Raw genomic sequence first — 25,832 nt, 5'->3', positions numbered from 1 at the left:
ACCGCCGGCAACGCCTCGGCGCTGAACGACGGTGCCGCCGCCGTGATCCTGATGAGCGCCAGCAAGGCGCGGGCCCTGGGCCTGCCGGTACTGGCCAGAATCGCCGCCTACGCTAACGCCGGGGTCGACCCGGCGATCATGGGTATCGGCCCGGTCTCGGCCACCCGTCGCTGCCTGGAAAAGGCCGGCTGGAGCCTGGAGCAACTGGACCTGATCGAAGCCAACGAAGCCTTCGCCGCGCAGTCGCTGTCGGTGGCCAAGGAGCTTGCATGGGACCCGGCCAAGGTCAACGTCAACGGCGGCGCCATCGCCATCGGCCACCCCATCGGCGCGTCGGGCTGCCGGGTGCTGGTGACCCTGCTGCATGAAATGATCAAGCGCGATGCCCACAAGGGCCTGGCGACCCTGTGCATCGGCGGCGGCCAGGGCGTGGCCCTGGCGATCGAGCGCTAACCCCGTACATCTCATACATATGCAGGAACGAGGCTTGCCCGCGAAACACACGTCGTTACAGCGCAGTGCATCAGGCACAGCGCGTCTTCGTTGACGATCGATCGCAGGCAAGCCTCGCTCCTACAGCCAAGCGCGCCTCGCCTACAAGCACTGAACGAAGCTGGTAAACTGCGCCGCCCAATCATTCGCAAGGCGCCCGCATGTCTTCCTTGAACCAGGCGCTGCGCGCCGCCCTCGATCATCGCCAGGACCTGCTCGCCGAACTGCACCAGCAAGGCACCGATTGCTATCGCCTGTTCCATGGCAGCCAGGAAGGCGCCGGCGGCCTGACCGTCGACCGCTACGGCCCGCAGCTGCTGGTACAGAGCTTTCACCAACCGCTGGAGCGCGATACCTTGCTGCAACTGCAGGAAATCGTCGACCAGCGACTGCAACTGTCCACCCTGCTGGTCTACAACGATCGCTCCCAGGGCAACTCGCGCATCGCCCGCGAGGATTCGGTATACCGCGCCGAAGACGCTGCCCTGCAAGACCTGGTCGGGCATGAATGGGGCCTGAACTACCGGGTCCGTGGACGCCACGCCGGGCAGGACCCGCTGCTGTTCCTGGACCTGCGCAATGCCCGGGGCTGGGTCAAGCACCACAGCGCCGGCAAGAGTGTGCTCAACCTCTTCGCCTACACCTGCGGTGTGGGCCTTTGCGCAGCGGCCGGCGGCGCCCGGGAGGTCTGCAACCTGGACTTCGCCGAAGGCAACCTGGCGGTCGGCCGGGAGAACGGCCAGCTCAACCCGCAACTGCCGCCGATGCAATTCGTGCAGTCGGACTACTTCCCGGCGATCCGCCAGCTGGCGGGCCTGCCGATCAGCCAGCGGCGAGGCCAGAAGCTGCCCAGCTATCCGCGCCTGGAACAGCGCCAGTACGACCTGGTACTCCTGGACCCACCAGCCTGGGCCAAGAGCGCCTTCGGCACCGTCGACCTGCTGCGCGACTACCAGAGCCTGCTCAAGCCCGCCCTGCTGGCCACCGCCGAGGATGGAGTGCTGATCTGCTGCAACAACCTGGCCAAGGTCTCGCTGCAGGACTGGCGCGAGCAGGTGCTGCGTTGCGCCGAGAAAGCCGGGCGCCCGGTACGCGACTGCCAGGTGCTGAAACCGGCTGCGGATTTTCCCTCCCTGGACGGCCAGCCACCACTGAAAACCCTGGTCCTGCAACTTTAAGGACAGCTACAAAATCTGAACAATCCTGAAAACAGGGCTGGTTTCGGAACCGTAAACGCGTGCCATACTCCAAGGCACATTTGATTCAAAAGATGAAGCCTCGCATGACCAAAGGATTGATTCGCGCTATTGGCGCCTTGTTGACCGCTCTGGCCCTTTACAGTCTGCTGGGTTTCCTGATCCTGCCAGGCATCGCCCTGCGCGTGGCCAACCAGCAGTTGGCCAACTACGCCACCACGCCGGCCCATATCCAGCGCATCGAACTCAACCCCTTCAGCCTGGAGCTGACCGTCTGGGGCCTGAACATCGGCGAACCGGGCAAGGAACAGATCGCCTTCGACCGCCTCTACGCCAACCTGCAACTGGACAGCCTGTGGACCCGGGCGCTGCACCTGGCGGATGTGGAGCTGGACCGACCCAAGACCGAGATCCTGTTCGACAAGGATGGCCAGCTCAACCTGTTGGGTCTGTTCAAGCTGCCCGCCAGCGAGCCGACCCCCAGCGACCCCGAGGCCAAGCCGTTTCCGGTACGCATAGAGCGCATCAAGCTGGCCGGCGGCTACGTGCACTTCCAGGACCTGCGCCCCAGCGAGCCCATCGAGTTCCTCTACGACAAGCTCGAGTTCGAACTGAAGAACCTCAGCACCCTGCCCGACGACAGCGCCGACATGACCCTGGTGGCCACCGGCCCCGAAGGTGGACAGATCGACTGGAGCGGTAACTTCAGCGTGACCCCGCTGACCTCCGAAGGCACCCTGAAGGTCACCGGCGGCAAGATGAAGGCCTGGTGGCCCTACGTCCGCGATGCGGTGCCGCTGGTGCTGGAAGACGGCCTGCTGAACCTCGATACCCACTACAAGTTCAGCCTGGCCAAGGGCACCGAACTGCTACTGGACAACGCCTCGCTCAGCGTCGCTCCATTCGCCATCAAGGCCCCGGATGGCCGACCGCTGGCGCGCCTGGAACGCCTGGATGTCAGCGAGACCACGGTGGACCTGGCCAAGCAGCAAGTGGTGGTCGGCAAGATCCGCAGCCAGAAGCTCGAGACCTGGGCCGCCCGTGAGGCCGATGGCCAGCTGGACTGGCAGAAGCTGTTCGCCAGCCAACCGCCCAAGCCGGCCCCCAAGCATGAACCGGCCACCGCCGAAGCGCCCAAGGAGCCGGCGGCACCGAGCAAGCCCTGGCAGGTACTGCTCAAGGACGTCGAGCTGCGCAACTACCAGGTGCACCTGGCAGACCGCCAGGTCAAGCCGGCAGTGGCCCTGGAAGTGGGGCCGCTGAACCTGGACCTGAAGAACTTCGACAGCCTCAACCAGTCGCCCTTCACCCTCAAGCTCGATACCGGGCTGGGCAAGCAAGGCCGGATCAATGCCAGCGGCGAGGTCAACCTCAACCCGATCACCGCCAAGCTCAAGGTCCAGACCAAGGACATCGACCTGCGAGTCGCCCAGTCCTACATCAGCCCCTTCATCCGCCTGGAATTGCGTAGCGGCATGCTCGGCAGCGACCTGGCGGTAGACCTGAAGAAGGTCGAACCACTGGCCTTCAGCATCACCGGCCGGGCCAACGTGGATCAACTGCATACCCTGGATACCCTCAAGACCCGCGACTTCGTGAAGTGGAAGCAGGTGGTGGTCGAGGGCCTGAACTACCAGCATGGCGACAGCTTGAACATCAGCCGCATCAACCTGATGCAGCCCTATGCCCGCTTCATCATCAACGATGACCGCACCACCAACGTCGACGACCTGCTGATCCCGCAACCGGCGAGCAGCTCCGGCAAGTCCACGGCCAAGCCGGCCGCCAGCTCGGGCAAGCCACTGGGCATCCGCATCGGCGAAATCGCCATCAACGATGGCTCGGCCAACTTCGCCGACCTGACCCTGACCCCCAACTTCGCCACCGCCGTGCAGCAACTCAACGGCAGGATCGGTACCATCGACAGCCGCCAGGCCAAGCCGGCGGACGTCGACGTCAAGGGCAAGGTCGACCGCTATGCGCCGGTGACCATCAAGGGCAGCGTCAATCCTTTCGACCCGATGGCGGCCCTAGACATCGCCACCAGCTTCAAGCGGGTCGAGCTGACCACCCTCACCCCCTACTCCGGCAAGTTCGCGGGTTTTCGCATTCGCAAGGGCCGGCTCAACCTCGACCTGCACTACATGATCACCAAGGGCCAGCTCAAGGCCGAGAACAAACTGGTGGTCGAGCAGTTGCAACTGGGGGAAAAAGTCGACAGCCCGGACGCCGTGGATCTGCCGATCCGCCTCGCGGTGGCCCTGCTCAAGGACACCGACGGCAAGATCTCCATCGAACTGCCCATTTCCGGTGATCTGAACAACCCGCAATTCAGCGTCATGCCGATCGTCTGGCAAACCCTGCGCAACCTGGTCCTGCGTGCGGCCCAGGCGCCGTTCAAGTTCATCGGCGGCCTGATCACCGGTGGCGGCTCGGAGGACCTGGGCAGCGTCAGCTTCGCCCCCGGTTCCAGCGAATTGAGCAAGGAATCCGAATCGGCCCTGACCTCTTTGGCCAAGGCCCTCCAGGAACGCCCGACTCTGCGCCTGGAGATCGAGGGCACCAGCGCCAAGAGCAGCGATGGTCCGCTGATCGCCGACCAGCGACTGGAGCGCGAATACCAGTACAACTACTACAAGATCCTCCAGCGTCGCGGCGACAAGGTCCCGGCACAGGCATCCTTGTTGAAGGTCCCGGAAGATGAGAAGGCGCCACTGCTGGAGGGTATCTACCGCACCCGCCTGAAGCAGCAGCCGCCAGCAGAATGGAGCCAGCTCAGCCGCGACGAACGCAGCGCCAAGCTGCGCGAGGGCCTGATCCAGTTCTGGAGCGGCAGCGAAGTATTGCTGCGCCAACTGGGCCAGGAGCGGGCCAGCAGCATCAAGGACTTCCTGGTGGACAAGGCCCAGCTGGCCGATGACCGGGTCTACTTCATCGATGCCAACCTGGGCGAAGCCGAAAGCAACGGCAACGTCATCACCCCGATGCACCTGGACAGCGAGTAATCAGGTTTGCGCCGGGCCACGCCCGGCGCCCTTCGCCTAAGCCAGCCAGCAACTTTGAATCCCGCCCAATAGAACAAGCCCCGACACTAGTGCCGGGGCCTGTAATGATCACGTCCTTGTGATCTTCCGCATGAACCCTTGAAGGAGGCGGCAGCTCAAGTGCCCGCCGCCTCCACCTGTCCAGGCAGGAGGCTGGGTCTTACTCGGCCTTCAGGCCGTCAGCGGAGACTGCCTTCACGCCCTTGATCTTCTTGGTGATCGCCACAGCGGTGGCTTTCTGTGCCTCGGTAATGGCCACGGTGGACGACAGCGAAACTACGCCCTTGTTGGTTTCGACCTTGATATCGGTACCAGGAATGCCTTTCTCGGTGACCAGATCGCTTTTCACTTTGGTGGTGATCCAGGTGTCGGAGGTGGCCTCTTTGGCCTTGGTCACTTCACCGGCGGCCACGACCATCGGCGACTGAGTGCCTTGGGTGGGCTGCGCAAAGGCTGCGTTGGCCATGGTCAGGGTCAGAGCGGTAGCGGTTGCAGCAGCGATAGCGAACTTCTTCATACGAGTAACTCCTGTTTTTCTGGAAAGCCTGCGCCGTGTCCTGGCCACAGGGTTATCAGAGATATTGCAGGGGCTGTGCCAAATTCATAACTGCAAAAATAACCATAAAAATCAATGAGTTATACAATTACGAAAAAATCAGGATCATGCAAAATGCATGATCTCCCCTCTCCCTGCATGCAAGTTGCGAGTTTTACCGGGGAACTGGCCCAGGCTCACGTCCCCTCGGTCTCGCAGCCTTTGGGAGCATAGTCGGCGTCCACCGTGGTGGTGCAGTTCCAACCGGTGGTTGCCGAGCGAATCAGGGTCAGGCTCTTGTCCAGCACCGGGCCCGGGGCATTGAGGATGGTGCAGCCGATACTGCCCTCTCCCGTGGCGGCCGTGCCGCTGGCGGTCATCCGGCAGTTGGCTGTCTGGGCCGTGCCTCCGGCCAGCACCAGGGTCGGATCGGTGCCCTGGCCCAGCAGGTCCTCGACACCGGCCTTGAGCGCCGAGACCTCCGCCAGCGCGGCGATGACCTTGGCTCGCGCTTGATACTTGGCATACAGCGGCATCGCCACCATGGCGAGTACGCCGATGATCGCTACCACCACCAGCAATTCGATCAGGGTGAAACCAGACTGTCGTTTCATTGGGTCGCCTCCTGGCTTGAACGAAAGTTACAAGAAAGGCCACAAGGGCCATCAGCTTCGAAGCACGCCCTGTGCCAGGGAACAAAACCCATGAAATACGCGGTCTGCGCGCTAGGTGGTCCAGCTCTCGAGAAGCAGAAGTCGCATCAACTGACAAATCTGGTCAGCACCTGACGCTACCCGGCAGCTCGCCACGGCTAGGCTTGGCTAGGCGTGGACACGTCCTGCCGCTGGTTCTGCAGCAAGACGACGTCCGCCTCGACCTCCGTCTGCTCAAGGACCGAACCATGACGGTACAACCACCCGCCACCAGCACCTATGTCTGGCAGGGCACCGATAACCAGGGCCATGCCCTGCAAGGCGAATTGGTTGCCGCCAGCCCGGCATTGGCCAGGGCCCGCCTGCGCCGACAGGGCATAGTCCCGAGCCGGATCCGGCGCAAGTCCCCCGGCCTGCCGCGCCTGGGACAACGGATCAGGCCCCGGGACATCGCCCTGTTCACCCGGCAACTGGCGACCTTGTTCCAGGCCGGCGTACCGCTGCTGCAATCCCTGGAAATAATCGCCGAAAGCTTCGAACAGCCGTCCATGCGCCAACTGCTGGCCAGCCTCAAGCGCGATATCGAGGCTGGCTCCAGCCTGGCCAGCGCATTGCGCCGGCACCCGCGCCATTTCGACCCGCTGTACTGCAACCTGGTGGAAGCCGGGGAGCAGGCCGGGGCCCTAGATACCCTGCTGGACCGGGTCGCCAGCTACCAGGAACAGAGCGAGCGCCTCAAGGCCCGGTTGTACAAGGCCATGGTCTATCCCCTGGCGGTGATCGGAGTGGCGATCATCGTCAGCAGCATCCTGCTGCTCAAGGTCGTCCCGCAGTTCCAGAGCCTGTTCGCCGGCTTCAATGCCGAACTCCCCCTGCTGACCCGCTGGGTCATCGGCCTCTCGCACTTTCTCCAGGATCATGGCGCGAGCCTGCTGGCTGCCAGCCTGGGGCTGGGTTTCGGCGCGCGCATGGCCTATCGCCGCTCGGCCCGCCTGCGCGATGCCCTGGATATCCTCCTGCTGCGCCTCCCCCTGACCGGCACCTTGTTGAACAAGGCCGCCGTGGCCCGCCTGGCCCGGACCCTGGCCACCACCTTCGCCGCCGGCGTGCCGCTGGTACAGGCCCTGGAATCGGTGGCGGGGGCCAGCGGCAACAGCGTGCATCGCCGGGCGGTGGAGAGGATCCAGGTACAAGTCGCCAGCGGCATGCAATTGAACTTCGCCATGCGCGCCAGCGGCGTCTTCCCGGAAATGGCTATCCAGATGACCGCCATTGGCGAAGAGTCCGGGACCCTCGATCATCTGCTGGAAAAAATCGCCATGCACTATGAGAGCGAGGTGGACAACCTGGCGGACAGCCTGACCAGCCTCATGGAGCCTTTGATCATGGTGCTGCTGGGCAGTATCGTCGGAGCCCTGGTGCTAGCCATGTACCTGCCCATCTTTCAACTCGGTACAGCGATCTGAACATGTCCTTGACTGAAGTCCTGAGCCTTTACCCCCTGGCGTTCGTGCTGGCATCCCTGGTACTGGGGCTGATCGTCGGCAGCTTCCTCAACGTGCTGGCCTGGCGCCTGCCGCGCATGCTCGAGCGCGATTGGCGCGCCCAGGCCCATGAAATCCTGGGGCTGCCCGCGGAGCCCGTGACAGCTCCCTACAACCTGTTGCTCCCCCACTCCCACTGCCCGCATTGCGCACGGCCCGTGCGCCCCTGGCATAACGTCCCCCTGCTCGGCTACCTGTGGCTGGGCGGTCGCTGCGCCCACTGCAAGACCCGGATCAGCGCGCGCTACCCACTGGTCGAGCTGGCGTGTGGACTGCTTTCGGCATTCGTGGCCTGGCATTTCGGCTTCGGCTGGACGGCCGGCCTGCTGTTGCTGTTGAGCTGGGGCCTGCTGGGCATGAGCCTGATCGATGCCGAGCACCAATTGCTGCCGGATGTGCTGGTACTGCCCCTGTTATGGCTGGGCTTGATCGTCAACAGCTTCGGCCTGCTGGCGAGCCTGGAGGACGCCCTCTGGGGCGCGGTGGTGGGTTACCTGCTGCTGTGGTCGGTGTTCTGGCTGTTCAAGCTGCTGACTGGCAAGGACGGCATGGGCCATGGCGATTTCAAGCTGCTGGCGATGCTAGGGGCCTGGGGCGGCTGGCAGGTCCTGCCGCTGACCTTGCTGCTGGCCTCCCTGGCCGGGGCACTGATTGGCAGCCTATTGTTGCGCCTGCGCCAGGCCAAGGGCTCGACTCCGATCCCCTTCGGCCCCTTTCTGGCCATTGCCGGCTGGATTGCCTTGCTCTGGGGTGGTCAAATAACCGACTTCTATTTGCAGTTTGTCGGTTTCCAATGACTCGCTCCGTTAACACCCCCTGGATCCTCGGCCTCACCGGCGGGATCGGTAGCGGCAAGAGCGCCGCTGCCCAGCACTTCATCGACCTGGGTATCCATGTGATCGATGCCGATCATGCCGCCCGCTGGGTGGTAGAGCCCGGGCGCCCGGCCCTGGAACAGATCGCCCGGCATTTTGGCGAGGGCGTGCTGCAGGCCGACGGCCAACTGGACCGTGCCGCCCTGCGCAAGCTGATCTTCGAGGACCCACAGCAGCGACGCTGGCTGGAGGCCCTGCTGCATCCGCTGATCGCCGAGGAAATCGCCAGCCACCTGGCCCGGGCGCAATCGCCCTATGCCATCCTGGTTTCGCCGTTGCTGGTGGAATCGGGACAGGCCCGGATGACCCAGCGCATCCTGGTGATCGATGCGCCCCAACAGTTGCAGATCGAACGCACCCTGTTGCGCGACCAGGTCAGCGAACAGCAGGTCCAGGCAATTCTCCAGGCCCAGGCCAGCCGCGAGGAGCGCCTACGAAATGCCGACGACGTACTGGTCAACGACCGCGACCGTGCCTGGTTGCACAGCGAAGTCGAACGCCTGCATCACTTTTATCTAACCTTGCGTGGAGGCCAGCCATGAGCCAACCCTTGACCGTCGAATGCCCGACCTGTGGCGCCCCAGTGGAATGGACCCCAGCCAATATCAACCGGCCGTTCTGCTCCGATCGTTGCAAACTGATCGACCTTGGAGCCTGGGCCGCAGAGGAGCACAAGATCCCGGTGAGCCCGGACGCCGAGGACGACCTGTTCTCCGAAGAACTGCCGCCCCGCGCCCACTGAAGATTCTCTTGAAGGCCGATCAGGGCCGCATGAAGCTGTAGTCCTGATCGTCGTCGAGGTTTTCCGCGAGGAACTGCAACTCATCCGCCAGGTCCTCGATGCTGCGCACATTCTTGCTCTGCTGTACCACCGCGCTGAGCAGCGCCCGCAAGCTCAGCCCGGGCTCAAAGCCCTCCTGCAGGGCGTTTTGCAGACTGTCGCGCACTTCCTGCCGGGCCCACTGATAGACACTCATGACCGCACTCCTGGAATTTTTGCCGAGCATGCAGCGCGGCCAGGCGTGCGCAATTGATATGGATCAAGGGCGCGGATCCTCGTCCTTCCAGGGCGCCGAGAGGTAACGGGTGCGGTTGAAGGTCTCCAGCCACTCGGGGCAGAACACCACCAGCGCACTGACCACCATGCCGTTGATGAAGGCCTCGGGAAAGATGATCAGCCACAGGTAGCCGATGAAGTCCTCCAGCCATTCGGGCATGGCGAAACGCTCGTCGAACCACAAAAGGCCCAATCCGCACAGCAGGCACAACAATGCCGAGAGCGCAGCGGCAAAAAAACCCGAACAGAAGATATAGACGAACAGGTTGCGCGGCTGGGCCCGCTCCACCAACCAGGCGCAGGCCTCGGTCACCGCCACCGGCAGCAGCACCAGTAACATCCCGTTGATGCCCAGGGCCGCCAGGTCCTGGCGTCCCAACGCCAGTAGTCCCAACTGCGCGACCAGGCCCCCGACTATGGCCAGGGGCCAATCCAGCAACAAGGTCACCGCAGTCATGCCGATGAAGTGATAGGACACGCCGGTATCGAAATCCCGTCGGACCAGCCACAACAGGAACAGGGCGAAGACCGTGCCGAACAGCAGGTGCTGGCGGCGACTGTCGGTGAACAGCTCGACCCAGGGCGCTCGCCATATGGCCCAGAGCAGCAGCGGCACATACAGCAGCCAGCCCAGGACCAGCGTCTGCGGCGCCAGCAGTGCCGCGCTGATCATGGCCTGGCTTGCTCCAGGGCCGCAGCTAGCTGCTCGGCACTGGCGTACTCATGGCGCTCGACGAGTTGTCCATCCCGCAGTTGCAGCCACAGCACCTTGTCCTCGGTTGCCGGGTAGCGCGGCGCCACTCGCCCCTCACGATCGAGCATCACCCGGTAGGGATAGTCGCGCATGGCCGGTATGGCGAACATCCTGGCGATCAGCGCGGGCATGCGCTGGATATCGGCGACAAAGACGCCACCCCGCTCCTGCAGATAGCCCTTGGGCTGGTCCTTGAGCGCCGCGTTCACCAGCTTGGCCGCGTCCATGCTGCGTGCCACCAACAGGATCCGGGCCTGGCCGTCGAGGCTATAGGCCTCGTCGAACTGGTCCAGCAGGGTCCAGGGCGCCAGGCGCTCCCCGATCTCGAGGGCCTGGGCCCATAACGGCAACAGGACCAGCAACAGCATTGACCAGCGCTTCACGGCACACTCCTTATCGTTCGACGGGACGCGCAACAGTCTACACCGCCCCTGGGCAGGCTCCAGTGGGCACGCCCGGGAACGACCAGGGCCGAGGTGCTTTTTCCGTACGGCGGGTTCTTAAGGTCACATTTGGGCGCTAAGCTTGAGGGTATGGATGACTCAGATTTCTTGCGCCTGCTAACCATCCAGGCCGAGCAAGCCAATGCGTTCCTGTCCAATGCCCGCAAATGGGAGCGCGAGCGTTGGGTCTGCCAGCGCCTGCTGCAAGGCTTGAATATTCCCTACCGCAATGACGAATTCACCGCTCCCGGGCAAGAGCCGCCGGATGTACTGTTTCGCGAGGCCAGCTTCGAGGTGTTCTTCGTCCTCGACGAGGGACGTCGGCTCAACGATGAATGGCGCGACGAACTGCAACGCCGGCGCAGCGCGTTTTCCCTGAGCCAATTGGTGCGGCGCGAAGCCAAGCCCAAACGCATCCCGGCCAGCGAACTGCTGCTGCGGCTGGCGCCGACCTTGCGCAAGAAGGCTCGCAATTATCAGGAGCGCGGAATGAACCTGGGGGAGCTGGACATCATCGCCTTTGCCGCCCTCAAGCGCGAAGTGCTGGACCTCAACAGCCATTTCCCGCCGCCTACCGAATACCTGCGCCAGGGCTGGCGCTCGTTGTCCCTGGTCGGGCCAACCTTCGCCCGGGTGCTGTTCGCCCACCCGGATGCCCCGGAGTTCCTGCGCAGCAACCTGGGGCGCAGCATCGTCTTCGATGTCGGTATCAGTTTGTGAGGCTCGTCAATCCGCCATCGGTGGGCATGGCGCAATCCTCCCCGCAATGGTAAAAAGCGCTCATGCCTGCCGGCCCCGGGGGTCTTGCCATGGATCTCCACATGGCAGCGGTGATGCTCCTTTTCATGCCGGATTACACTGCGCTGTAACATTCCTCCATGTTGCGACGTCTACCCGACGAGGCCTTTTATGAGCAGCCGCCTGAACCCCGACGACCAACGCCATGTCGAAGAATACCTGCACCTGCCCCAGCACCGAGTCGAGCGCCGGCCCTTCAGGCCGTGGATGCTCCTCGTGGTGGTGGTCGTGGTGACCGTGGCCCTCGGCCTGTTGAGCCGTCTTATCAGTTACCTGACGCTATGAGCCGCATCGCGCTCGCTCGGTCGACTGCCCCGATTTCTTTTAGCCTTGCGAGATATCCCCATGAACCATCGTATTGTCATCGTCGGCGGCGGCGCCGGCGGCCTGGAGTTGGCGACCCGCCTGGGTAAGACCCTGGGCAAACGCGGTACGGCCAGCATAACGCTGGTCGACGCCAACCTGACCCATATCTGGAAACCCTTGCTGCACGAAGTGGCTGCCGGATCGCTGAACTCCTCCGCGGACGAACTCAACTACGTTGCCCAAGCAAAATGGAACCACTTCGAGTTCCAGCTGGGCCGCATGAGTGGGCTCGACCGCCAGCAGAAAAAAATCCAGCTGGCGGCCACCTATGACGAAGAAGGAGCCGAACTGCTGCCTGCCCGAGAGCTCGGCTACGACACCCTGGTGCTCGCGGTGGGTAGCACCACCAACGACTTCGGCACCCAGGGCGCCGCCCAGCATTGCCTGTTCCTCGACACGCGCAAACAGGCCGAGCGCTTCCACCAGCAACTGCTCAACCACTACTTGCGAGCCCACGCCGGGCAGACCGAGGAACTGGAGCAGATCAGCGTGGCGATCGTCGGCGCCGGCGCCACGGGTGTCGAGCTGGCGGCCGAGCTGCACAACGCCGCCCACGAGCTGGCAGCCTACGGCCTGGACCGGATCCGCCCGGAGAACATGCACATCACTTTGATCGAAGCCGGTCCAAGAGTCCTGCCGGCCCTGCCCGAACGCATCAGCGGGCCGGTGCACAAGACCCTGGAGAAACTCGGGGTGCGGGTCATGACCAACGCCTCGGTCAGCGAAGTGACCGCAGAAAGCCTGCTCACCGCCGACGGCCAGGTCATTCCTGCCAGCCTCAAGGTGTGGGCCGCAGGGATCCGCGCCCCGGGCTTCCTCAAGGATATCGACGGCCTGGAGACCAACCGCATCAACCAGCTCCAGGTATTGCCGACCCTGCAGACCACCCGCGATCCGGACATCTTCGCCTTCGGCGATTGCGCCGCCTGCCCGCAACCTGGCAGCGATCGCAACGTTCCACCACGGGCCCAGGCCGCGCACCAGCAAGCCTCCTTGCTGGCCAAGTCGTTGAAGCTGCGCCTGGAAGGCAAGGAATTGCCGACCTACAAGTACACCGACTACGGTTCGCTGATCTCGCTCTCGCGCTTCTCGGCGGTGGGCAACCTGATGGGCAACCTCACGGGCAGCGTGATGCTCGAGGGCTGGTTGGCGCGGATGTTCTACATCTCGTTGTATCGCATGCACCAGATGGCCCTGTACGGAATGTTCCGCACGGCGATGATGATGCTTGGGAGTCGGATCGGACGCGGTACGGACCCACGCCTGAAGCTGCACTGAACACTTGGCCCCCGCCACGCCCTGTAGCGGGGGCCAAGTCATAGAGGTGGCGCAAATGCGTCTGGAAGCCGGCCCGCAATGGGCCGGCGCCTTCCTGGTCAGGGAATCAGCGCATTGCGCTTGGCGAACTCCGCCAGGCTGACCTGGGAACCCAGCCCCAGCTTCTGCAACAGGCGGGTCTTGTAGGTACTTACCGTCTTGTTGCTCAAGAACAGTTTTTCCCCGATGGCCTTGTTCGAATGTCCCTGGGCCAGGTGCTGCAGGACGATCATTTCCCGATCGGTCAGCAGGCCGATCTGCTCGGCCTCGGAACGCTGCTCCACCGCCGAGGCGGACACATCCAGGGCCAGCGACGGGTAGAAGGTGTAGCCGGCCAGCACGGCGTTCAGGGCCACCACCAGGTTGCCCAGGTCCTCTTCCTTGTTGACGAACCCCCGGGCCCCCAGCTGAATGCAACGCCGGCAGAACCCCTCCACCGATTGCGAGGTGAGCACCAGTACTTCGGTGGGCAGGCCCAGGGCCTTGATACGCGACAACACCTTGAGACCATCGAGCTTGGGAATCCCGATATCGAGGATCACCGCGTCGGGAACATGCTCACGAACCAGTTCCAACGCATCCAGTCCGTTGTCTGTCTCGGCCACCACGCGCATGTTGTGCTTTTCCAACAACACCTTGACGGCAAGCCGCACGACAGGATGATCATCCACTATCAATACGCTGTGCATATTGTCATTTCACCTTAAGAACTCGAACGTCGGTCAACCATGACCACTGGAAAAAATTACGTCATCGCACCTTGCTCAGGTGCCATTCACTGCCATGCGAAACCTTGAGCCTTGGCTTCGCGATGAGAATCCTCTTGCTAGTCCAGCGGAAAATTCAGGTTCCAGACAAATAACCGGCGATACAAGGGGTTAAGGAGCAGGTCCTATGGAATCAGATAATTCGATTATCCTTGAGGAAAATTCCTACAAACCATAGAGATACGACCAATGGACCCTGCTCTGGAATCTTAAGCAAGATGCTCGGCGATCAATGACTCGAGCCGGCAATGCAACATTTGAACGTCCTGGTTCTGGATGACGAACCACTCCAACGACTGATCACCATCACCGCCTTGAGCAAGGCAATGCCCGGGCGGGTGCACGAAGCCGGTAATGGCGACGAGGCCCTGGCCCTGCTGGCCAGTTGCGAAAAAATCGATATCGCCATCTGCGACCTGAGGATGCCCGGCATGGACGGCCTGGCTTTCCTGCGCCATGCCAGTCAGAGCGGCAAGCTGCGCTCGGTGATCCTGTGCAGCCAGGCCGACCCGATACTGCGACAAACCACCATCGCCATGATCAAGCGCCTGGGCCTGGATTTTCTCGGCGACCTGGGCAAGCCATTTCGCCTGGAACGACTGGCCGCCATGCTGGCGCGCCACCAGAGCTGGCGCCACGGCCAGCCCCTGCCCCTGGCCAGGTCCGGCCTGCCGACGTTGGCCGAAGTGGTTCGTGGCCTGGATAACGGCGAATTCGAACCCTACTACCAGCCCAGGGTGGCGCTCGAGGACGCCTCGCTGCTTGGCGTGGAATCCCTGGCACGCTGGAATCACCCAAGACTTGGCGTACTCCCGCCATCGCACTTCCTGCCCCTCATGGAACAGCACAAGCTCCTGGACCGCTTGTTCTGGCAATTGCTCGAACAAGGACTGGCACTACGCAGGAGTCTCGCCAACCAGGGCCGCTCCCTGGAGTTTTCTTTCAACCTGCATCCGGCGCAACTGGCCTCCCAGGCCTTGAGCGGTGCTATCGGCACCTGGCTCGCGCGATTCCAGGTGCCACCGGCCAGCATCATCTTCGAAATAACCGAGACCAGCCTGATCACCGCACCGGCTTGCAGCCTGGAGAACCTGGTGCGCTTGCGCTTGATGGGTTGCGGCCTGGCCATGGATGACTTCGGTGCAGGCCACTCGTCACTACAGCGCTTGTGCGAACTGCCCTTCAGCCAGATCAAGCTCGACGGTGCCTTCGTTCGCAAGATGAAGTACCAACCCAGGAGCTGCGCAATCATCAGTTACACAGTAGCCCTTGCCCGCTCACTGGGCATGTCGCTGATCATTGAGGGTGTCGAGAATATCGAACAGCAAGAGCGCCTGCGGGACCTCGGATGCCAAGCGGCCCAAGGATTCCTGTTCGCGCGACCGATGCCCGAACACCATTTCATAGCCTATTGCCGCGCAGATCCGCTGCCAGGATGAGTCCATCGATCGTTCACCAGCCTCCCACGCCCCTGTTCTACATGCCGATGCCGCTCCCTCCGGTCCATCGACCACTCCCTGGCTCCCTATTTTTCTGAAGCAATCATGCATTCCCGACTTTTCTCGCTTTTCATCTGTTTGGCGATCATCGGCCCCCAACCGGCCTTGGCCCAGATACTCCCCCATACGCTGTACAGCACGGCCCGCCTCGATCACCACGAACTCGCTCTCGAGGACGAGGATTGGCACTGGCTACGACACAAGCTGGAATTGAAGATCGGAGCGGTCGCACAAGAGTCGGCGCCTTTCAGCGTCAGCTACAACGATGGTCGCTACGAAGGGATCACCGCCGATATCAGTGCCCTGCTGGGGCAGTTGCTGGGGGTGCGCATCAAGCTCCTTCCCTTCCAGACCCACGAAGAGGCCCTGCAGGCGCTGCAAGCCGGGACCATCGACTTCATGGGCAGCTACAACTCCGGGCATCCCGATGCCAGTATCAGGCACACCCGACCGTTCGCCGAAGGGCGCCTGGCCCTGTTCAAGCGCAGCGATGAACTGCGCACCCCACCTCGCGATCTCGCCGGCCTGCGGATTGCCGTGCCCGAGCAACACGCCGCCGAGCTGCGCGCCCACTTCCCCCTTGCCCGGTTGGTGGTGCAGCCCAGCCATGAGAACGCCATCGCGGCGGCCGCCTTCGGCCAGGCCGACCTCTATGTCGACGATGTGCTCAGCGCCTACTTCCAGATCAACCGCTCCTACTACGGCTTTCTCAGGTTCGAGCGCTTCGCCGACCATCCCAAGGGCGACTACGGCTTCGCGCTCAAGGGCAACAATGAACGCCTGCAACGGATCCTGGACCAAAGCATCGAGGCCATCGGCCAGGAAAAGCTCACCGTGCTGAGTCAGCGCTGGGTAGGTAGCGGCTTCTTGCCAACAGACGAACGCATCCCCCTGACAGCCCAGGAAGCCCGCTGGATCGAGCGTAATCCGGTGCTGCGCCTAGTGATCAACGATGACTTGGCGCCGGTCGCCTTCTTCGATGCCAACGGCGTGTTCTCCGGGGTCGCCGCAGAACTGCTGGAAGTGATCTCCCAGCGCACGGGTCTGCAATTCCAGGTGACGGCACGCAATGGTGGGTATCCGGAGCAGATCGAAACCTTGCGCCAGTCCGAGGCGGACCTGGCCATCATGACCGCCAGTGCACAGCGCGAGGAAAAACTGCGTTTCACCCGTCCATTCCTGGCCAGCCCCTTCGTGCTGATTACCCAGGCTGACAAGACCGGCAAAGCCAAGTCGCCTGGCAACCTGGCAGGCAAGCGCCTGGCCATTCCCACCGGGCATGTCATGCTGCAGCAAGTACGCGAGCTCTACCCGGACACCGAGCTGATAGAAACGCAGACCGCCCTGGACAGCCTGAACAAGGTCTATTCAGGCGATGCCGACGCCACCGTGATGTCGCTGCCTACCTCGCGCTACTACATCGTCCGCCTGTTCCAGAACCGCCTGGCCATCGCCGAGCTGATCCATACCAGCCAGAAGACCGCGAACTTCGCCTTGCGCCGGGAAGATTCGGAGCTGCAGTCGATCCTCGACAAGGCCCTGCTCAGCCTTCCGGCGGACGATCTCAACGCCATGGCCAACCATTGGCGCTCACCACCGGGCATGAGCGGCGAAACCTGGCGCGACTACACCATCGTCATCGCCGAAATCGTCACCGGGGCCTCGCTGCTGCTATTGCTGTCGTTGATCTGGGGCTTCTACCTGCAGCGCCGGGTCAGGGTCGAGAAAACCCTCAACGACCAGTTGCGCTTCATCGAAACGCTGACCGAGAACATGCCGCCAGTGCTCTACATACGAGACCTCGACGGCGCCATGCTGTCCTGCAATCGCAGCTACCTGCGCAGCGTCGGCCTGAACGCCGAACAGGTGCTGAACAAGACCGTGCGGGAGCTGCCCGAGGCTCACTTCTCCGCGGAGCCGGGCCTGCACCAGCGATACTTGCAGGCGATCACCGCTGGCCAGACCCTCACCTCGGTGGAGACCGTTCGCTTGCAGGGCAAGGAGGTCTGGATCGAGCACTGGATCCAGCCGTTCCAGGACAGCCATGGCGTCACCAAGGGCGTGATCTGCGGTTGGCTGGATATCACCAAGCATCGCCATCTGGTCCAGGAACTGAAAGAGGCCAAGAACCTCGCCGACGAGGCCAGTCGGGCCAAGACCACCTTCCTGGCGACCATGAGCCATGAAATCCGCACGCCGATGAACGCCGTCATCAGCATCCTTGAGCTGGAGCTCAAGCGAGCCGACAACGACCAGATCGAACGCTCCAGCATCGAAATCGCCTACAGCTCGGCCAAGAGCCTGCTGGAGCTGATCGGCGACATTCTCGACATCGCCCGGATCGAGTCCGGACGCCTGAGCCTTTCGCCCAAACGCGCCAACCTGCGGGAGTTGGTGGAATCCGTCGCCCGGGTATTCGAGGGGCTGGCTCGGCAAAAATGCCTGAACCTGGTACTGGAAATCGACTCCAGCATCAACGGCGACGTGCTGGTGGACGGCATGCGCTTCAAGCAGGTCCTGTCCAACCTGGTGAGCAATGCCATCAAGTTCACCGAATCCGGCTTCATCAAAGTGACCATTGGCGCCGATCTCCTGGAAAACTCGGCGCTGAAGGTCAAGCTCAGCGTGGAAGATACCGGGATCGGGATCTCTCCAGCCAATCAGCAACGCCTGTTCCAGCCGTTTTCCCAGGTGGAGCGCAATGTGCAGCATACCGAGGGCACGGGGCTGGGCTTGGTGATCTGCCGGAGCCTGTGCGAAATGATGGGCGGGCACATCTCGCTGAGCAGCGCGCTGGGGCAAGGTACCCGGGTGGATGTGGAACTGCTCCTGCAAGCGCTGGAACGCATGGAAGCCCCAGAACGCCCGCCGCTGCCCAAGACGCGCCCGATGTACCGCTTGCAGATCCTGATCGTGGACGACCATGCGGTGAACCGCCAGGTCCTGCAGCAGCAGTTGAGCTTCCTCGGACACGACGTGGTGGAAGCGGAAAATGGCCTGGATGCGTTGAATATCTGGCGCGAGCGAGGATTCGACATGATCATCACCGACTACCACATGCCCATCATGAATGGTGCCGAGCTGGCCCGCGCCATTCGCCGCTATGAGCGGGACAACATCAGCCCGTCGGTGATGATCATCGGCTTGACCGCCGACGCCCAGCCTGAGGAAGTGGAACGCTGTGTCCAGGCCGGAATGAACGATTGCCTGGTCAAGCCTATCGGCCTGGACGAACTGGAGCTGCGCTTGCTATCCATCGGCGACACCGATGATAGTGAGATAGAACTGCTTCCTGCCCAGGGCGATGCGCCTGCACCGAGCAGCTTCGACCTGGAGTCCCTGCAAAGCCTGGTGGGCAGTGAGCCGAAAATGCTCCGTCATATACTGAGCGAGCTGATCGTCAACAATCGCACCGACCAACAAGCGCTCACGACCTGCCTGCGCAAACAGGCGACAGTCGAACTTGCAGAGCTGGCTCATCGCATCAAAGGGGCAGCACGAGTGGTCAAGGGTGAGTTGTTGGTGGAGCGTTGCCGCCAACTGGAGCAGGCGTGCCTCAATCATGTGCCGCTGCCGGACATCGCTGAGCATGTGGAACAGGTGCAACTGGCCATGACGACCCTGGAGCAGGGCTTGCTGGCCCAGCCAGGTATCTGGGACGGCTCGCAAGAGCTGTGACAAATGGCGGCTCAAGGGCCGCCGCTTGCCAAACGCCGGCAAGCCTGGGGATATTTTCAGAGACAAACGAAAAAGGGCACCTCATTGAGGTGCCCTTCTTCGTGAATATGGTCGGGGTAAGGGGATTCGAACTCCTGACATCCTGCTCCCAAAGCAGGCGCGCTACCGGACTGCGCTATACCCCGGTAAAAAAAAGGCACCTACGAGAGGCGCCTTCTGCGAGCAGCGCTTTTGGCTTCTGCTCTTAAGATTCGATTCCAGCGAACTGGTTTCAAAAATGGTGGGTCGTGTAGGATTCGAACCTACGACCAATTGGTTAAAAGCCAACTGCTCTACCAACTGAGCTAACGACCCAAATATGGTCGGGGTAAGGGGATTCGAACTCCTGACATCCTGCTCCCAAAGCAGGCGCGCTACCGGACTGCGCTATACCCCGGTTTGAAGTTGGCTCCGTGACCAGGACTCGAACCTGGGACCCAATGATTAACAGTCATTTGCTCTACCGACTGAGCTATCACGGAACTGATTACTTCAAGCTACAACGTGTTGCTTCATCCTCTTCGACTTTCTGCGTATCGCTACGTTCATGTCTCTGAGGCGCGCCATTTTACAATCTTTTAAACCTCTGTCAACCCCCTAAATTGCTTTTAAGACAATGATTTGCGACTTCATTGCCGGTTTCTTCTTCAGCAGAAAAAACCTGAGGGGTGACTGACTGCGGGGCGCACTTTACAAGCCTTTTCCTTACAGTTCAACGCCCTAGTGAAAAAAAAGGCCTCGCAATGCGAGGCCTCTTCATTTCCAGGCAACCGGAGATCAGTTGAAGACGATCTCGTCGTCCTGCACCACCGCCGTGATGGTGCTGCCAGGCAGGAAACCGCCGGACAGGATCAACTGGGCCAACGGGTTCTCGATCCAGCGCTGGATCGCCCGTTTCAGCGGCCGAGCACCGTACACCGGGTCGTAACCCACGGCGATCAGCTTGTCCAAGGCCTCATCACTCAGTTCCAGGCGCAACTCACGCTCCGCCAGACGGCTACGCAGACGCCCCAGCTGGATCTGGGTGATACCAGCGATCTGATCCCGGGCCAGCGGCTCGAAGATCACCACTTCATCGACACGGTTGATGAATTCCGGCCGGAAGTGGCTGGATACCGCATCCATTACCGCAGCGCGCTGGGCCTCGCGGTCGCCCACCAACTCCTGGATCTGCGCCGAGCCCAGGTTGGAAGTCATGACGATCACGGTATTGCGGAAATCCACCGTACGCCCGTGGCTGTCGGTCAACCGTCCGTCTTCCAGGACCTGCAGCAAGATGTTGAACACATCCGGGTGCGCTTTCTCCACCTCGTCCAGCAAGATCACCGAGTACGGCTTGCGACGTACAGCTTCAGTCAGGTAGCCACCTTCCTCGTAACCGACATAACCCGGAGGTGCACCGATCAGGCGAGCCACGGAGTGTTTCTCCATGAACTCGGACATGTCGATCCGTACCATGGCCTCTTCGGTATCGAAGAGAAACTCCGCCAGCGCCTTGCACAGCTCGGTCTTGCCCACCCCGGTCGGGCCGAGGAACATGAACGAACCGCTTGGCCGATTCGGGTCCGCCAGGCCAGCGCGAGAGCGACGCACGGCATTGGATACCGCCACCACAGCTTCATTCTGGCCAATGACCCGCTGATGCAGCAGGCTTTCCATCCTCAACAGCTTGTCGCGCTCGCCCTCGAGCATCTTCGACACAGGAATGCCGGTCCACTTGGACACCACCTCGGCAATTTCCTCCTCGGTCACCTTGTTACGCAGCAACTGGTTCTCGGTCTTGCCGTGCTGGTCGACCATCTGCAGGCTGCGCTCCAGGTCCGGGATCACCCCGTACTGCAGCTCGGCCATGCGGCTGAGATCACCCTTGCGCCGCGCCGCTTCCAGCTCCTGGCGAGCTTGCTCGATCTTTTGCTGGATCTGCGCTGAGCCCTGCACCTCGGCCTTTTCAGAGGCCCAGATCTCTTCGAGGTCGGAGTACTCGCGCTCCAGGCGCTCGATTTCCTCGGTCAGTTTTTCCAGGCGCTTCTTCGCTGCTTCGTCTTCTTCTTTCTTCAGCGCCTGGGACTCCACCTTCAACTGAATCAGGCGACGGTCGAGGCGATCGAGCACTTCGGGCTTGGAATCGATCTCCATGCGGATACGGCTGGCCGCTTCGTCGATCAGGTCGATGGCCTTGTCCGGCAACTGGCGATCGGTGATATAGCGATGGCTGAGCTTGGCCGCGGCAATGATCGCGCCGTCGGTGATCGCCACCTTGTGGTGCACCTCATAGCGCTCTTTCAAGCCACGCAGGATAGCGATGGTGTCTTCCTCGCTCGGCTCTTCCACCAGCACCTTCTGGAAGCGACGCTCCAGGGCAGCATCTTTTTCGATGAACTGGCGGTATTCGTTGAGCGTGGTGGCGCCAACGCAGTGCAACTCGCCACGGGCCAGGGCCGGCTTGAGCATGTTGCCGGCGTCCATGGCGCCCTCGCCCTTGCCGGCGCCGACCATGGTGTGCAGTTCATCGATGAACAAGATGATCTGCCCTTCCTGCTTCGACAGTTCGTTGAGCAGCGACTTGAGCCGCTCCTCGAATTCACCGCGGTACTTGGCGCCAGCAATCAGCGCGCCCATGTCCAGCGCCAGCAGACGCTTGCCCTTCAGGCCGTCGGGCACCTCGCCATTGATGATCCGCTGGGCCAGGCCCTCGGCAATGGCGGTCTTGCCCACGCCAGGCTCGCCGATCAGCACCGGGTTGTTCTTGGTCCGGCGCTGCAGCACCTGGATGGTGCGGCGAATCTCGTCGTCACGGCCGATCACCGGATCGAGCTTGCCGTCCTCGGCACGCTTGGTCAGGTCGACGGTGTACTTATCCAGTGCCTGGCGCGACTCCTCGACGTTGGCGTCATTCACCGCCTCGCCGCCGCGCAGGTTATTGATGGCGTTTTCCAGGGCCTTCTTGCTCACGCCCTGGCCCAGCAGCAGTTTGCCGAGCTTGCTGTTTTCATCCATGGCCGCCAGCAGCACCAGTTCACTGGAAATGAACTGGTCGCCTTTCTGCTGGGCCAGGCGATCGGCCTGGTTGAGCAGGCGCGCCAGGTCCTGGGACATGTTCACATCGCCAGTGGGGTTTTGGATCTTCGGCAGTTGGTCGAGCTCTTTGCTCAGTTCCTTGCGCAGGCTGTTGACGTCAAAGCCCACTTGCATCAGCAGGGGCTTGATGGAGCCACCTTGCTGTTCAAGCAGGGCCTGCATCAGGTGCGCCGGTTCGATAGCCGGGTGGTCGAGGCCTACCGCCAGGGATTGGGAATCGGATAAAGCCAGCTGAAGCTTGCTGGTCAATCGGTCTATACGCATTAGTCACCTTCCTTTTGAGCAGGCCGGAGCGATGGACACACCTAAATAGAGAAACCTGCCAGATGATTCCCTAGATGCGGTCGATTCTGGGAGATTCAAGCGTCAGTTGCTTGACGCAGGTCAGATTAGTCTAGCGCTCGAGCCAGACGAGGGAGGCGAAACGCCCGGTACGCGGATTGCGCCTATAGGAGAAAAAACGCGGGTCGCTGACAGTGCAGTAACCACCGCCATAAACAGCGGTGACACCACGGGCCGCCAGGCGCAGGCGTGCCAACTGGTAGATATCGGCCATGAAGCGTCCGGCATTGATGCTCGGGACAAAGGCCTGCGCGGCCTCGGCCAACTGAGTGACGAACGCCTCGCGCACTTCGGCGCCCACTTCGAAACGCTGTGGACCTATCGCCGGCCCTAGCCATACCAGGACCTGGTCGGCGGGCACGTCGAGGTGGTCGAGCGTGGCTTCCAGCACTCCGGCAGCCAGCCCACGCCAACCGGCATGGGCCGCCGCGACCCGGGTCCCGGCACGGTTACAGAACAGCGCCGGCAGGCAGTCGGCGGTCATCACCGCGCAGGCAACGCCCGGCGTGGCGGACCAGCTGGCATCAGCGGTTGCAACCACGGCGGGATCGGCGTGGGCCACCGCGACCCCATGCACCTGCTGCAACCAGGCCGGAGCGATGGAGAACTGCTCGGTGAGGCGACGCCGGTTCTCGGCCACTGCGTCGGGTTGGTCGTCGACGTGATCGCCCAGGTTGAGGCTGTCGAACGGCGCCAGGCTGACGCCGCCACTGCGGGTGGTGACACAGGACTTGACCCCGGCCGGCGCGGGCCAGTCAGGAATCAGCCAGTCATTCATCCGATGAACGCCTCACGGTCTTGCTTGAGCAGCGACAGCAGCCAGACGAAGTCTTCCGGCAACGGCGACTCCCAGCTCATGCGCTTGCCGGTGGTCGGGTGGTCCAGCTCGAGAAAGCGCGCATGCAGCGCCTGGCGCGGGAAGTTCTTCAGCGAATCGACCATGGTCGGGCTGGCGGCCGGAGGGATGCGGAAGCGGCCGCCGTACGCCGGATCGCCCACCAACGGGAAGTTGATGTGGGCCATGTGGACCCGAATCTGGTGGGTACGCCCGGTTTCCAGCTTGACCCTCACATGGGTATGGGAGCGGAAGCGCTCCAGTACCCGATAGTGGCTGACTGCCGGCTTGCCACCTTCCATCACCGCCATGCGCTGGCGCTGCTGGCCATGGCGACCGATGGGGGCATTGATCTTGCCGCCTGCTGTCACCACGCCGATCACGATGCATTCATATATGCGGCTGACGGTGCGGCTCTGCAGCTGGGCCACCAGTTGCGTCTGCGCCTGGATGGTCTTGGCCACCACCATCAGGCCGGTGGTGTCCTTGTCCAGGCGGTGGACGATGCCGGCTCGCGGCACGTTGATGATGTCGGGAATATGATGCAGCAGCGCATTGAGCAAGGTGCCGTCAGCATGGCCGGCAGCCGGGTGCACCACCAGTCCCGCGGGCTTGTTGATCACCAGGATATCGTCGTCTTCGTAGACGATGTCCAGCTCGATGTCCTGGGCAACCCATTCACCCTGGGCTTCCTGCTCGGCAGTCAGCTCGAGGACGGAGCCGCCGTGGACGATGTCACGGGGACGAAGTACCGCCCCGTCCACGGTCAGGCGACCGTCCTTGATCCAGGCGGAAAGGCGCGAGCGCGAATGCTCGGCGAATAATTGGGCGGCGACTTGATCGAGGCGTTGACCGCCCAGTTCGGACGGCACCTCTGCGCGAAGTTCTATTTTATCGGACATGCTCGGACTGGGGGTCGGCACAGCCTTTGGTTTCGGCTGCGCGCTTGTGGTTAAATACGGCGTCTTTTGCCCCGAGGCTTTCAACGGGGCGCTCATCATAACAGGACGGCCCCGCCCAAGACAGCGGCCGTCATAGGGACGCAAGCCGCTATGCAAGTGAAACACCTGCTGCTGATCGCCATCCTCGCACTGACCGCTGCTTGCTCATCGAAGGAAGTCGTTGACGAAAACCTGAGCGAAGTCGAGCTGTACCAGCAGGCGCAGACCGACCTGGACAACCACAGCTATACCAGCGCCACTGCCAAGCTCAAGGCCCTGGAGTCGCGCTATCCCTTCGGTCGCTACGCCGACCAGGCACAGCTCGAGCTGATCTATGCCAACTACAAGAATGCCGAGCCGGAAGCCGCCAAGTCGGCTGCCGAGCGCTTCATTCGCCTGCACCCGCAGCATCCGAACGTCGACTACGCCTATTACCTCAAGGGCCTGACCTCGTTCGACCAGGACGTCGGCCTGCTGGCGCGCTTCCTGCCGCTGGACATGACCAAGCGCGACCCAGGTGCCGCTCGCGATTCGTACAACGAATTCGCCCAGCTCACCAGCCGCTACCCGAACAGCCGCTACGCCCCGGATGCCAAGCAGCGCATGATCTACCTGCGCAACCTGCTGGCTTCCTATGAAATCCACGTAGCCGACTACTACCTCACCCGCCAGGCCTATGTCGCCGCCGCCAACCGTGGCCGCTACGTGGTGGAGAACTTCCAGGAAACCCCATCGGTAGGCGATGGCCTGGCGGTCATGACCGAGGCCTATCAGCGCCTGCACCTGGATGAGCTGGCAGCCACCAGCCTGGAAACCCTCAAGCTCAACTACCCAGACCACCCAAGCCTGGTGGATGGCCAGTTCGTACCGCGGGTAGCCGAGGCCGACAACCGCTCCTGGCTGAGCAAGGCCACCCTGGGCCTGATCGAATCCCGTCCGCCGCTGCCGCCGGGAGAAACCCGCGCCAACCAGGACATCATGAAGCAATATCAGGATGCCAAAGAAGCGATCCCCGAGGAGCTCAAGCCCAAGGACAGCAACGGCGAAGTGATCGAAGAAGAAAATCACCAAGCCGCTGGCAACAATGAAGATCGCTCCTGGTTCAGCTACATGACCTTCGGCGTATTCGACTGATCAGCAGCAGCCTGTTCAATAAAGGGAGACTTCAAGTCTCCCTTTTTCATGCCTGCAATCCTGCGGGCCTGTGCGACCGGCAAGCGCTTGGCTAAACTGCCGCATCTTTCCTCAAGAAACTGGATGCCATGGTTCGTCTACTGTTCTGGATCGCCCTGATTGCCGCTGCGGTATGGTTCTGGCGCAAATTCAAGCGCCCCGCCTCGGCTCCCCATAACCCCGCTGAGCCAGGTAGCACGCCCATGGTGCGTTGCGCCCACTGCGGCGTACACCTGCCCCAGGACCGGGCCCTGAGCCTGTCGCAGCAATGGTATTGCAGCCAGGCCCACCTGGAACAAGGCCCCGGTAGCCAGAACCGCTGACCGCACCCGCCCTGCGCCTGACGGCACGGGGCAATCGCCCCATCGCCAGAATAATTGGCGACAAAATAACCTCCACCCTCCAA

General features: G+C 62.3%; 23 protein-coding genes and 4 tRNA genes. 14 read left to right on the top strand and 13 right to left on the bottom strand.

Annotated elements, in window-relative coordinates:
* The 3 genes from GDH07_RS30380 to GDH07_RS30370 all read left to right on the top strand — a co-directional run.
* The coding region (locus GDH07_RS30380) for an acetyl-CoA C-acetyltransferase (protein WP_484573192.1) at positions 1–453 on the top strand (453 nt) is incomplete at its 5' end.
* A gap of 200 nt (positions 454–653) precedes the next feature.
* Positions 654–1,670 carry a class I SAM-dependent rRNA methyltransferase gene (locus GDH07_RS30375; protein ID WP_152899696.1) on the top strand — a complete coding sequence of 339 codons (1,017 nt, stop codon included), beginning with the start codon at positions 654–656 and terminating at the stop codon, positions 1,668–1,670.
* Between the two features lie 104 nt (positions 1,671–1,774).
* The gene (locus tag GDH07_RS30370) at positions 1,775–4,693 is read left to right on the top strand and encodes a DUF748 domain-containing protein (protein WP_152899695.1); all 2,919 of its coding nucleotides are present in this window, start codon (positions 1,775–1,777) and stop codon (positions 4,691–4,693) included.
* A 199-nt stretch (positions 4,694–4,892) separates the two neighbouring features.
* Here the strand turns inward: GDH07_RS30370 and GDH07_RS30365 are convergent, their stop codons facing one another.
* Positions 4,893–5,249, bottom strand: a complete 357-nt coding sequence (locus GDH07_RS30365) for a BON domain-containing protein (protein ID WP_022641055.1) — start codon at positions 5,247–5,249, stop codon at positions 4,893–4,895.
* 215 nt (positions 5,250–5,464) lie between these two features.
* Positions 5,465–5,881: a pilin gene (locus GDH07_RS30360; protein ID WP_152899694.1), complete on the bottom strand. Its 417-nt coding sequence runs from the start codon at positions 5,879–5,881 to the stop codon at positions 5,465–5,467.
* A 287-nt stretch (positions 5,882–6,168) separates the two neighbouring features.
* Between GDH07_RS30360 and GDH07_RS30355 the strand changes: the two genes are divergently transcribed.
* The 4 genes from GDH07_RS30355 to yacG are packed head-to-tail and all read left to right on the top strand — an operon-like array spanning position 6,169 to position 9,081.
* Positions 6,169–7,386 carry a type II secretion system F family protein gene (locus GDH07_RS30355; RefSeq protein WP_152899693.1) on the top strand — a complete coding sequence of 406 codons (1,218 nt, stop codon included), beginning with the start codon at positions 6,169–6,171 and terminating at the stop codon, positions 7,384–7,386.
* 2 nt (positions 7,387–7,388) lie between these two features.
* Positions 7,389–8,261, top strand: a complete 873-nt coding sequence (locus GDH07_RS30350) for a prepilin peptidase (protein WP_053134598.1) — start codon at positions 7,389–7,391, stop codon at positions 8,259–8,261.
* Positions 8,258–8,881, top strand: coding sequence for a dephospho-CoA kinase (coaE, locus tag GDH07_RS30345; RefSeq protein ID WP_085597063.1), 624 nt, complete (start codon positions 8,258–8,260; stop codon positions 8,879–8,881). Before GDH07_RS30350 ends, coaE begins: the two co-directional genes overlap by 4 nt.
* Complete coding sequence (yacG, locus tag GDH07_RS30340) at positions 8,878–9,081, top strand: DNA gyrase inhibitor YacG (RefSeq protein WP_022641061.1); 204 nt, start codon at positions 8,878–8,880, stop codon at positions 9,079–9,081. The genes coaE and yacG overlap by 4 nt, the downstream gene beginning before the upstream one ends.
* A 19-nt stretch (positions 9,082–9,100) precedes the next feature.
* On the opposite strand, the gene GDH07_RS30335 is transcribed toward yacG, so the two are convergent.
* The 3 genes from GDH07_RS30335 to GDH07_RS30325 all read right to left on the bottom strand — a co-directional run bounded on the left by GDH07_RS30335 (position 9,101) and on the right by GDH07_RS30325 (position 10,533).
* Positions 9,101–9,316 carry a hypothetical protein gene (locus tag GDH07_RS30335; protein WP_022641062.1) on the bottom strand — a complete coding sequence of 72 codons (216 nt, stop codon included), beginning with the start codon at positions 9,314–9,316 and terminating at the stop codon, positions 9,101–9,103.
* 63 nt (positions 9,317–9,379) lie between these two features.
* A complete protein-coding gene (locus tag GDH07_RS30330) occupies positions 9,380–10,069 on the bottom strand; it encodes an energy-coupling factor ABC transporter permease (RefSeq protein WP_152899692.1) in 690 nt (229 codons plus the stop codon).
* Positions 10,066–10,533, bottom strand: coding sequence for an FAD/FMN-containing dehydrogenase (locus tag GDH07_RS30325; protein ID WP_343038361.1), 468 nt, complete (start codon positions 10,531–10,533; stop codon positions 10,066–10,068). The genes GDH07_RS30330 and GDH07_RS30325 overlap by 4 nt, the downstream gene beginning before the upstream one ends.
* A 150-nt stretch (positions 10,534–10,683) precedes the next feature.
* Between GDH07_RS30325 and GDH07_RS30320 the strand changes: the two genes are divergently transcribed.
* The 3 genes from GDH07_RS30320 to GDH07_RS30310 all read left to right on the top strand — a co-directional run bounded on the left by GDH07_RS30320 (position 10,684) and on the right by GDH07_RS30310 (position 13,035).
* The gene (locus GDH07_RS30320) at positions 10,684–11,313 is read left to right on the top strand and encodes a DUF1780 domain-containing protein (RefSeq protein ID WP_022641065.1); all 630 of its coding nucleotides are present in this window, start codon (positions 10,684–10,686) and stop codon (positions 11,311–11,313) included.
* A 189-nt stretch (positions 11,314–11,502) separates the two neighbouring features.
* A complete protein-coding gene (locus GDH07_RS30315) occupies positions 11,503–11,676 on the top strand; it encodes a DUF3094 family protein (RefSeq protein ID WP_022641066.1) in 174 nt (57 codons plus the stop codon).
* A gap of 60 nt (positions 11,677–11,736) precedes the next feature.
* Positions 11,737–13,035, top strand: a complete 1,299-nt coding sequence (locus GDH07_RS30310; RefSeq protein ID WP_152899690.1) for an NAD(P)/FAD-dependent oxidoreductase — start codon at positions 11,737–11,739, stop codon at positions 13,033–13,035.
* Positions 13,036–13,133: 98 nt separating this feature from the next.
* Here the strand turns inward: GDH07_RS30310 and GDH07_RS30305 are convergent, their stop codons facing one another.
* Positions 13,134–13,763, bottom strand: a complete 630-nt coding sequence (locus GDH07_RS30305) for a response regulator transcription factor (protein WP_022641068.1) — start codon at positions 13,761–13,763, stop codon at positions 13,134–13,136.
* A 326-nt stretch (positions 13,764–14,089) separates the two neighbouring features.
* Here GDH07_RS30305 and GDH07_RS30300 point away from each other — a divergent pair, with 326 nt between their 5' ends.
* Both GDH07_RS30300 and GDH07_RS30295 read left to right on the top strand, forming a co-directional pair.
* A complete protein-coding gene (locus tag GDH07_RS30300) occupies positions 14,090–15,280 on the top strand; it encodes an EAL domain-containing response regulator (protein ID WP_152899689.1) in 1,191 nt (396 codons plus the stop codon).
* A gap of 105 nt (positions 15,281–15,385) precedes the next feature.
* Positions 15,386–19,018 carry an ATP-binding protein gene (locus GDH07_RS30295; RefSeq protein WP_152899688.1) on the top strand — a complete coding sequence of 1,211 codons (3,633 nt, stop codon included), beginning with the start codon at positions 15,386–15,388 and terminating at the stop codon, positions 19,016–19,018.
* 108 nt (positions 19,019–19,126) lie between these two features.
* Here the strand turns inward: GDH07_RS30295 and GDH07_RS30290 are convergent.
* The 7 genes from GDH07_RS30290 to rluD all read right to left on the bottom strand — a co-directional run bounded on the left by GDH07_RS30290 (position 19,127) and on the right by rluD (position 24,214).
* A tRNA-Pro gene (locus GDH07_RS30290) sits at positions 19,127–19,203 on the bottom strand.
* 93 nt (positions 19,204–19,296) lie between these two features.
* Positions 19,297–19,372 (bottom strand) — tRNA-Lys (locus GDH07_RS30285).
* Between the two features lie 5 nt (positions 19,373–19,377).
* Positions 19,378–19,454: transfer RNA gene (locus GDH07_RS30280), tRNA-Pro, on the bottom strand.
* 9 nt (positions 19,455–19,463) lie between these two features.
* Positions 19,464–19,539: transfer RNA gene (locus tag GDH07_RS30275), tRNA-Asn, on the bottom strand.
* 295 nt (positions 19,540–19,834) lie between these two features.
* The gene (gene clpB, locus GDH07_RS30270; protein ID WP_053134614.1) at positions 19,835–22,399 is read right to left on the bottom strand and encodes an ATP-dependent chaperone ClpB; all 2,565 of its coding nucleotides are present in this window, start codon (positions 22,397–22,399) and stop codon (positions 19,835–19,837) included.
* A gap of 130 nt (positions 22,400–22,529) precedes the next feature.
* Complete coding sequence (gene pgeF, locus GDH07_RS30265) at positions 22,530–23,255, bottom strand: peptidoglycan editing factor PgeF (protein WP_152899687.1); 726 nt, start codon at positions 23,253–23,255, stop codon at positions 22,530–22,532.
* Complete coding sequence (gene rluD, locus GDH07_RS30260) at positions 23,252–24,214, bottom strand: 23S rRNA pseudouridine(1911/1915/1917) synthase RluD (RefSeq protein WP_031320555.1); 963 nt, start codon at positions 24,212–24,214, stop codon at positions 23,252–23,254. The genes pgeF and rluD overlap by 4 nt, the downstream gene beginning before the upstream one ends.
* A gap of 150 nt (positions 24,215–24,364) precedes the next feature.
* Between rluD and GDH07_RS30255 the strand changes: the two genes are divergently transcribed.
* Entirely contained in the window at positions 24,365–25,387 is a 1,023-nt protein-coding gene (locus GDH07_RS30255; RefSeq protein WP_053134619.1) for an outer membrane protein assembly factor BamD, read from the top strand.
* A 128-nt stretch (positions 25,388–25,515) separates the two neighbouring features.
* Positions 25,516–25,749, top strand: a complete 234-nt coding sequence (locus GDH07_RS30250) for a PP0621 family protein (protein WP_152899686.1) — start codon at positions 25,516–25,518, stop codon at positions 25,747–25,749.
* The last annotated feature ends 83 nt before the right edge of the window (positions 25,750–25,832 follow it).

Origin of the sequence: Pseudomonas piscis, from assembly GCF_009380155.1 — a bacterium.
GTDB lineage: Bacteria > Pseudomonadota > Gammaproteobacteria > Pseudomonadales > Pseudomonadaceae > Aquipseudomonas > Aquipseudomonas piscis.
The sequence above is the reverse complement of the archived record's forward strand: the minus strand, read 5'-3'. Positions and strand labels throughout refer to the sequence as shown.

Coding starts and splice junctions, on each gene's coding strand:
- GDH07_RS30375 (WP_152899696.1), top strand. CDS start 654: ATGTCTTCCTTGAACCAGGCGCTGCGCGCCGCCCTCGATCATCGCCAG.
- GDH07_RS30370 (WP_152899695.1), top strand. CDS start 1,775: ATGACCAAAGGATTGATTCGCGCTATTGGCGCCTTGTTGACCGCTCTG.
- GDH07_RS30365 (WP_022641055.1), bottom strand. CDS start 5,249: ATGAAGAAGTTCGCTATCGCTGCTGCAACCGCTACCGCTCTGACCCTG.
- GDH07_RS30360 (WP_152899694.1), bottom strand. CDS start 5,881: ATGAAACGACAGTCTGGTTTCACCCTGATCGAATTGCTGGTGGTGGTA.
- GDH07_RS30355 (WP_152899693.1), top strand. CDS start 6,169: ATGACGGTACAACCACCCGCCACCAGCACCTATGTCTGGCAGGGCACC.
- GDH07_RS30350 (WP_053134598.1), top strand. CDS start 7,389: ATGTCCTTGACTGAAGTCCTGAGCCTTTACCCCCTGGCGTTCGTGCTG.
- coaE (WP_085597063.1), top strand. CDS start 8,258: ATGACTCGCTCCGTTAACACCCCCTGGATCCTCGGCCTCACCGGCGGG.
- yacG (WP_022641061.1), top strand. CDS start 8,878: ATGAGCCAACCCTTGACCGTCGAATGCCCGACCTGTGGCGCCCCAGTG.
- GDH07_RS30335 (WP_022641062.1), bottom strand. CDS start 9,316: ATGAGTGTCTATCAGTGGGCCCGGCAGGAAGTGCGCGACAGTCTGCAA.
- GDH07_RS30330 (WP_152899692.1), bottom strand. CDS start 10,069: ATGATCAGCGCGGCACTGCTGGCGCCGCAGACGCTGGTCCTGGGCTGG.
- GDH07_RS30320 (WP_022641065.1), top strand. CDS start 10,684: ATGGATGACTCAGATTTCTTGCGCCTGCTAACCATCCAGGCCGAGCAA.
- GDH07_RS30315 (WP_022641066.1), top strand. CDS start 11,503: ATGAGCAGCCGCCTGAACCCCGACGACCAACGCCATGTCGAAGAATAC.
- GDH07_RS30310 (WP_152899690.1), top strand. CDS start 11,737: ATGAACCATCGTATTGTCATCGTCGGCGGCGGCGCCGGCGGCCTGGAG.
- GDH07_RS30305 (WP_022641068.1), bottom strand. CDS start 13,763: ATGCACAGCGTATTGATAGTGGATGATCATCCTGTCGTGCGGCTTGCC.
- GDH07_RS30300 (WP_152899689.1), top strand. CDS start 14,090: ATGCAACATTTGAACGTCCTGGTTCTGGATGACGAACCACTCCAACGA.
- GDH07_RS30295 (WP_152899688.1), top strand. CDS start 15,386: ATGCATTCCCGACTTTTCTCGCTTTTCATCTGTTTGGCGATCATCGGC.
- clpB (WP_053134614.1), bottom strand. CDS start 22,399: ATGCGTATAGACCGATTGACCAGCAAGCTTCAGCTGGCTTTATCCGAT.
- pgeF (WP_152899687.1), bottom strand. CDS start 23,255: ATGAATGACTGGCTGATTCCTGACTGGCCCGCGCCGGCCGGGGTCAAG.
- rluD (WP_031320555.1), bottom strand. CDS start 24,214: ATGTCCGATAAAATAGAACTTCGCGCAGAGGTGCCGTCCGAACTGGGC.
- GDH07_RS30255 (WP_053134619.1), top strand. CDS start 24,365: ATGCAAGTGAAACACCTGCTGCTGATCGCCATCCTCGCACTGACCGCT.
- GDH07_RS30250 (WP_152899686.1), top strand. CDS start 25,516: ATGGTTCGTCTACTGTTCTGGATCGCCCTGATTGCCGCTGCGGTATGG.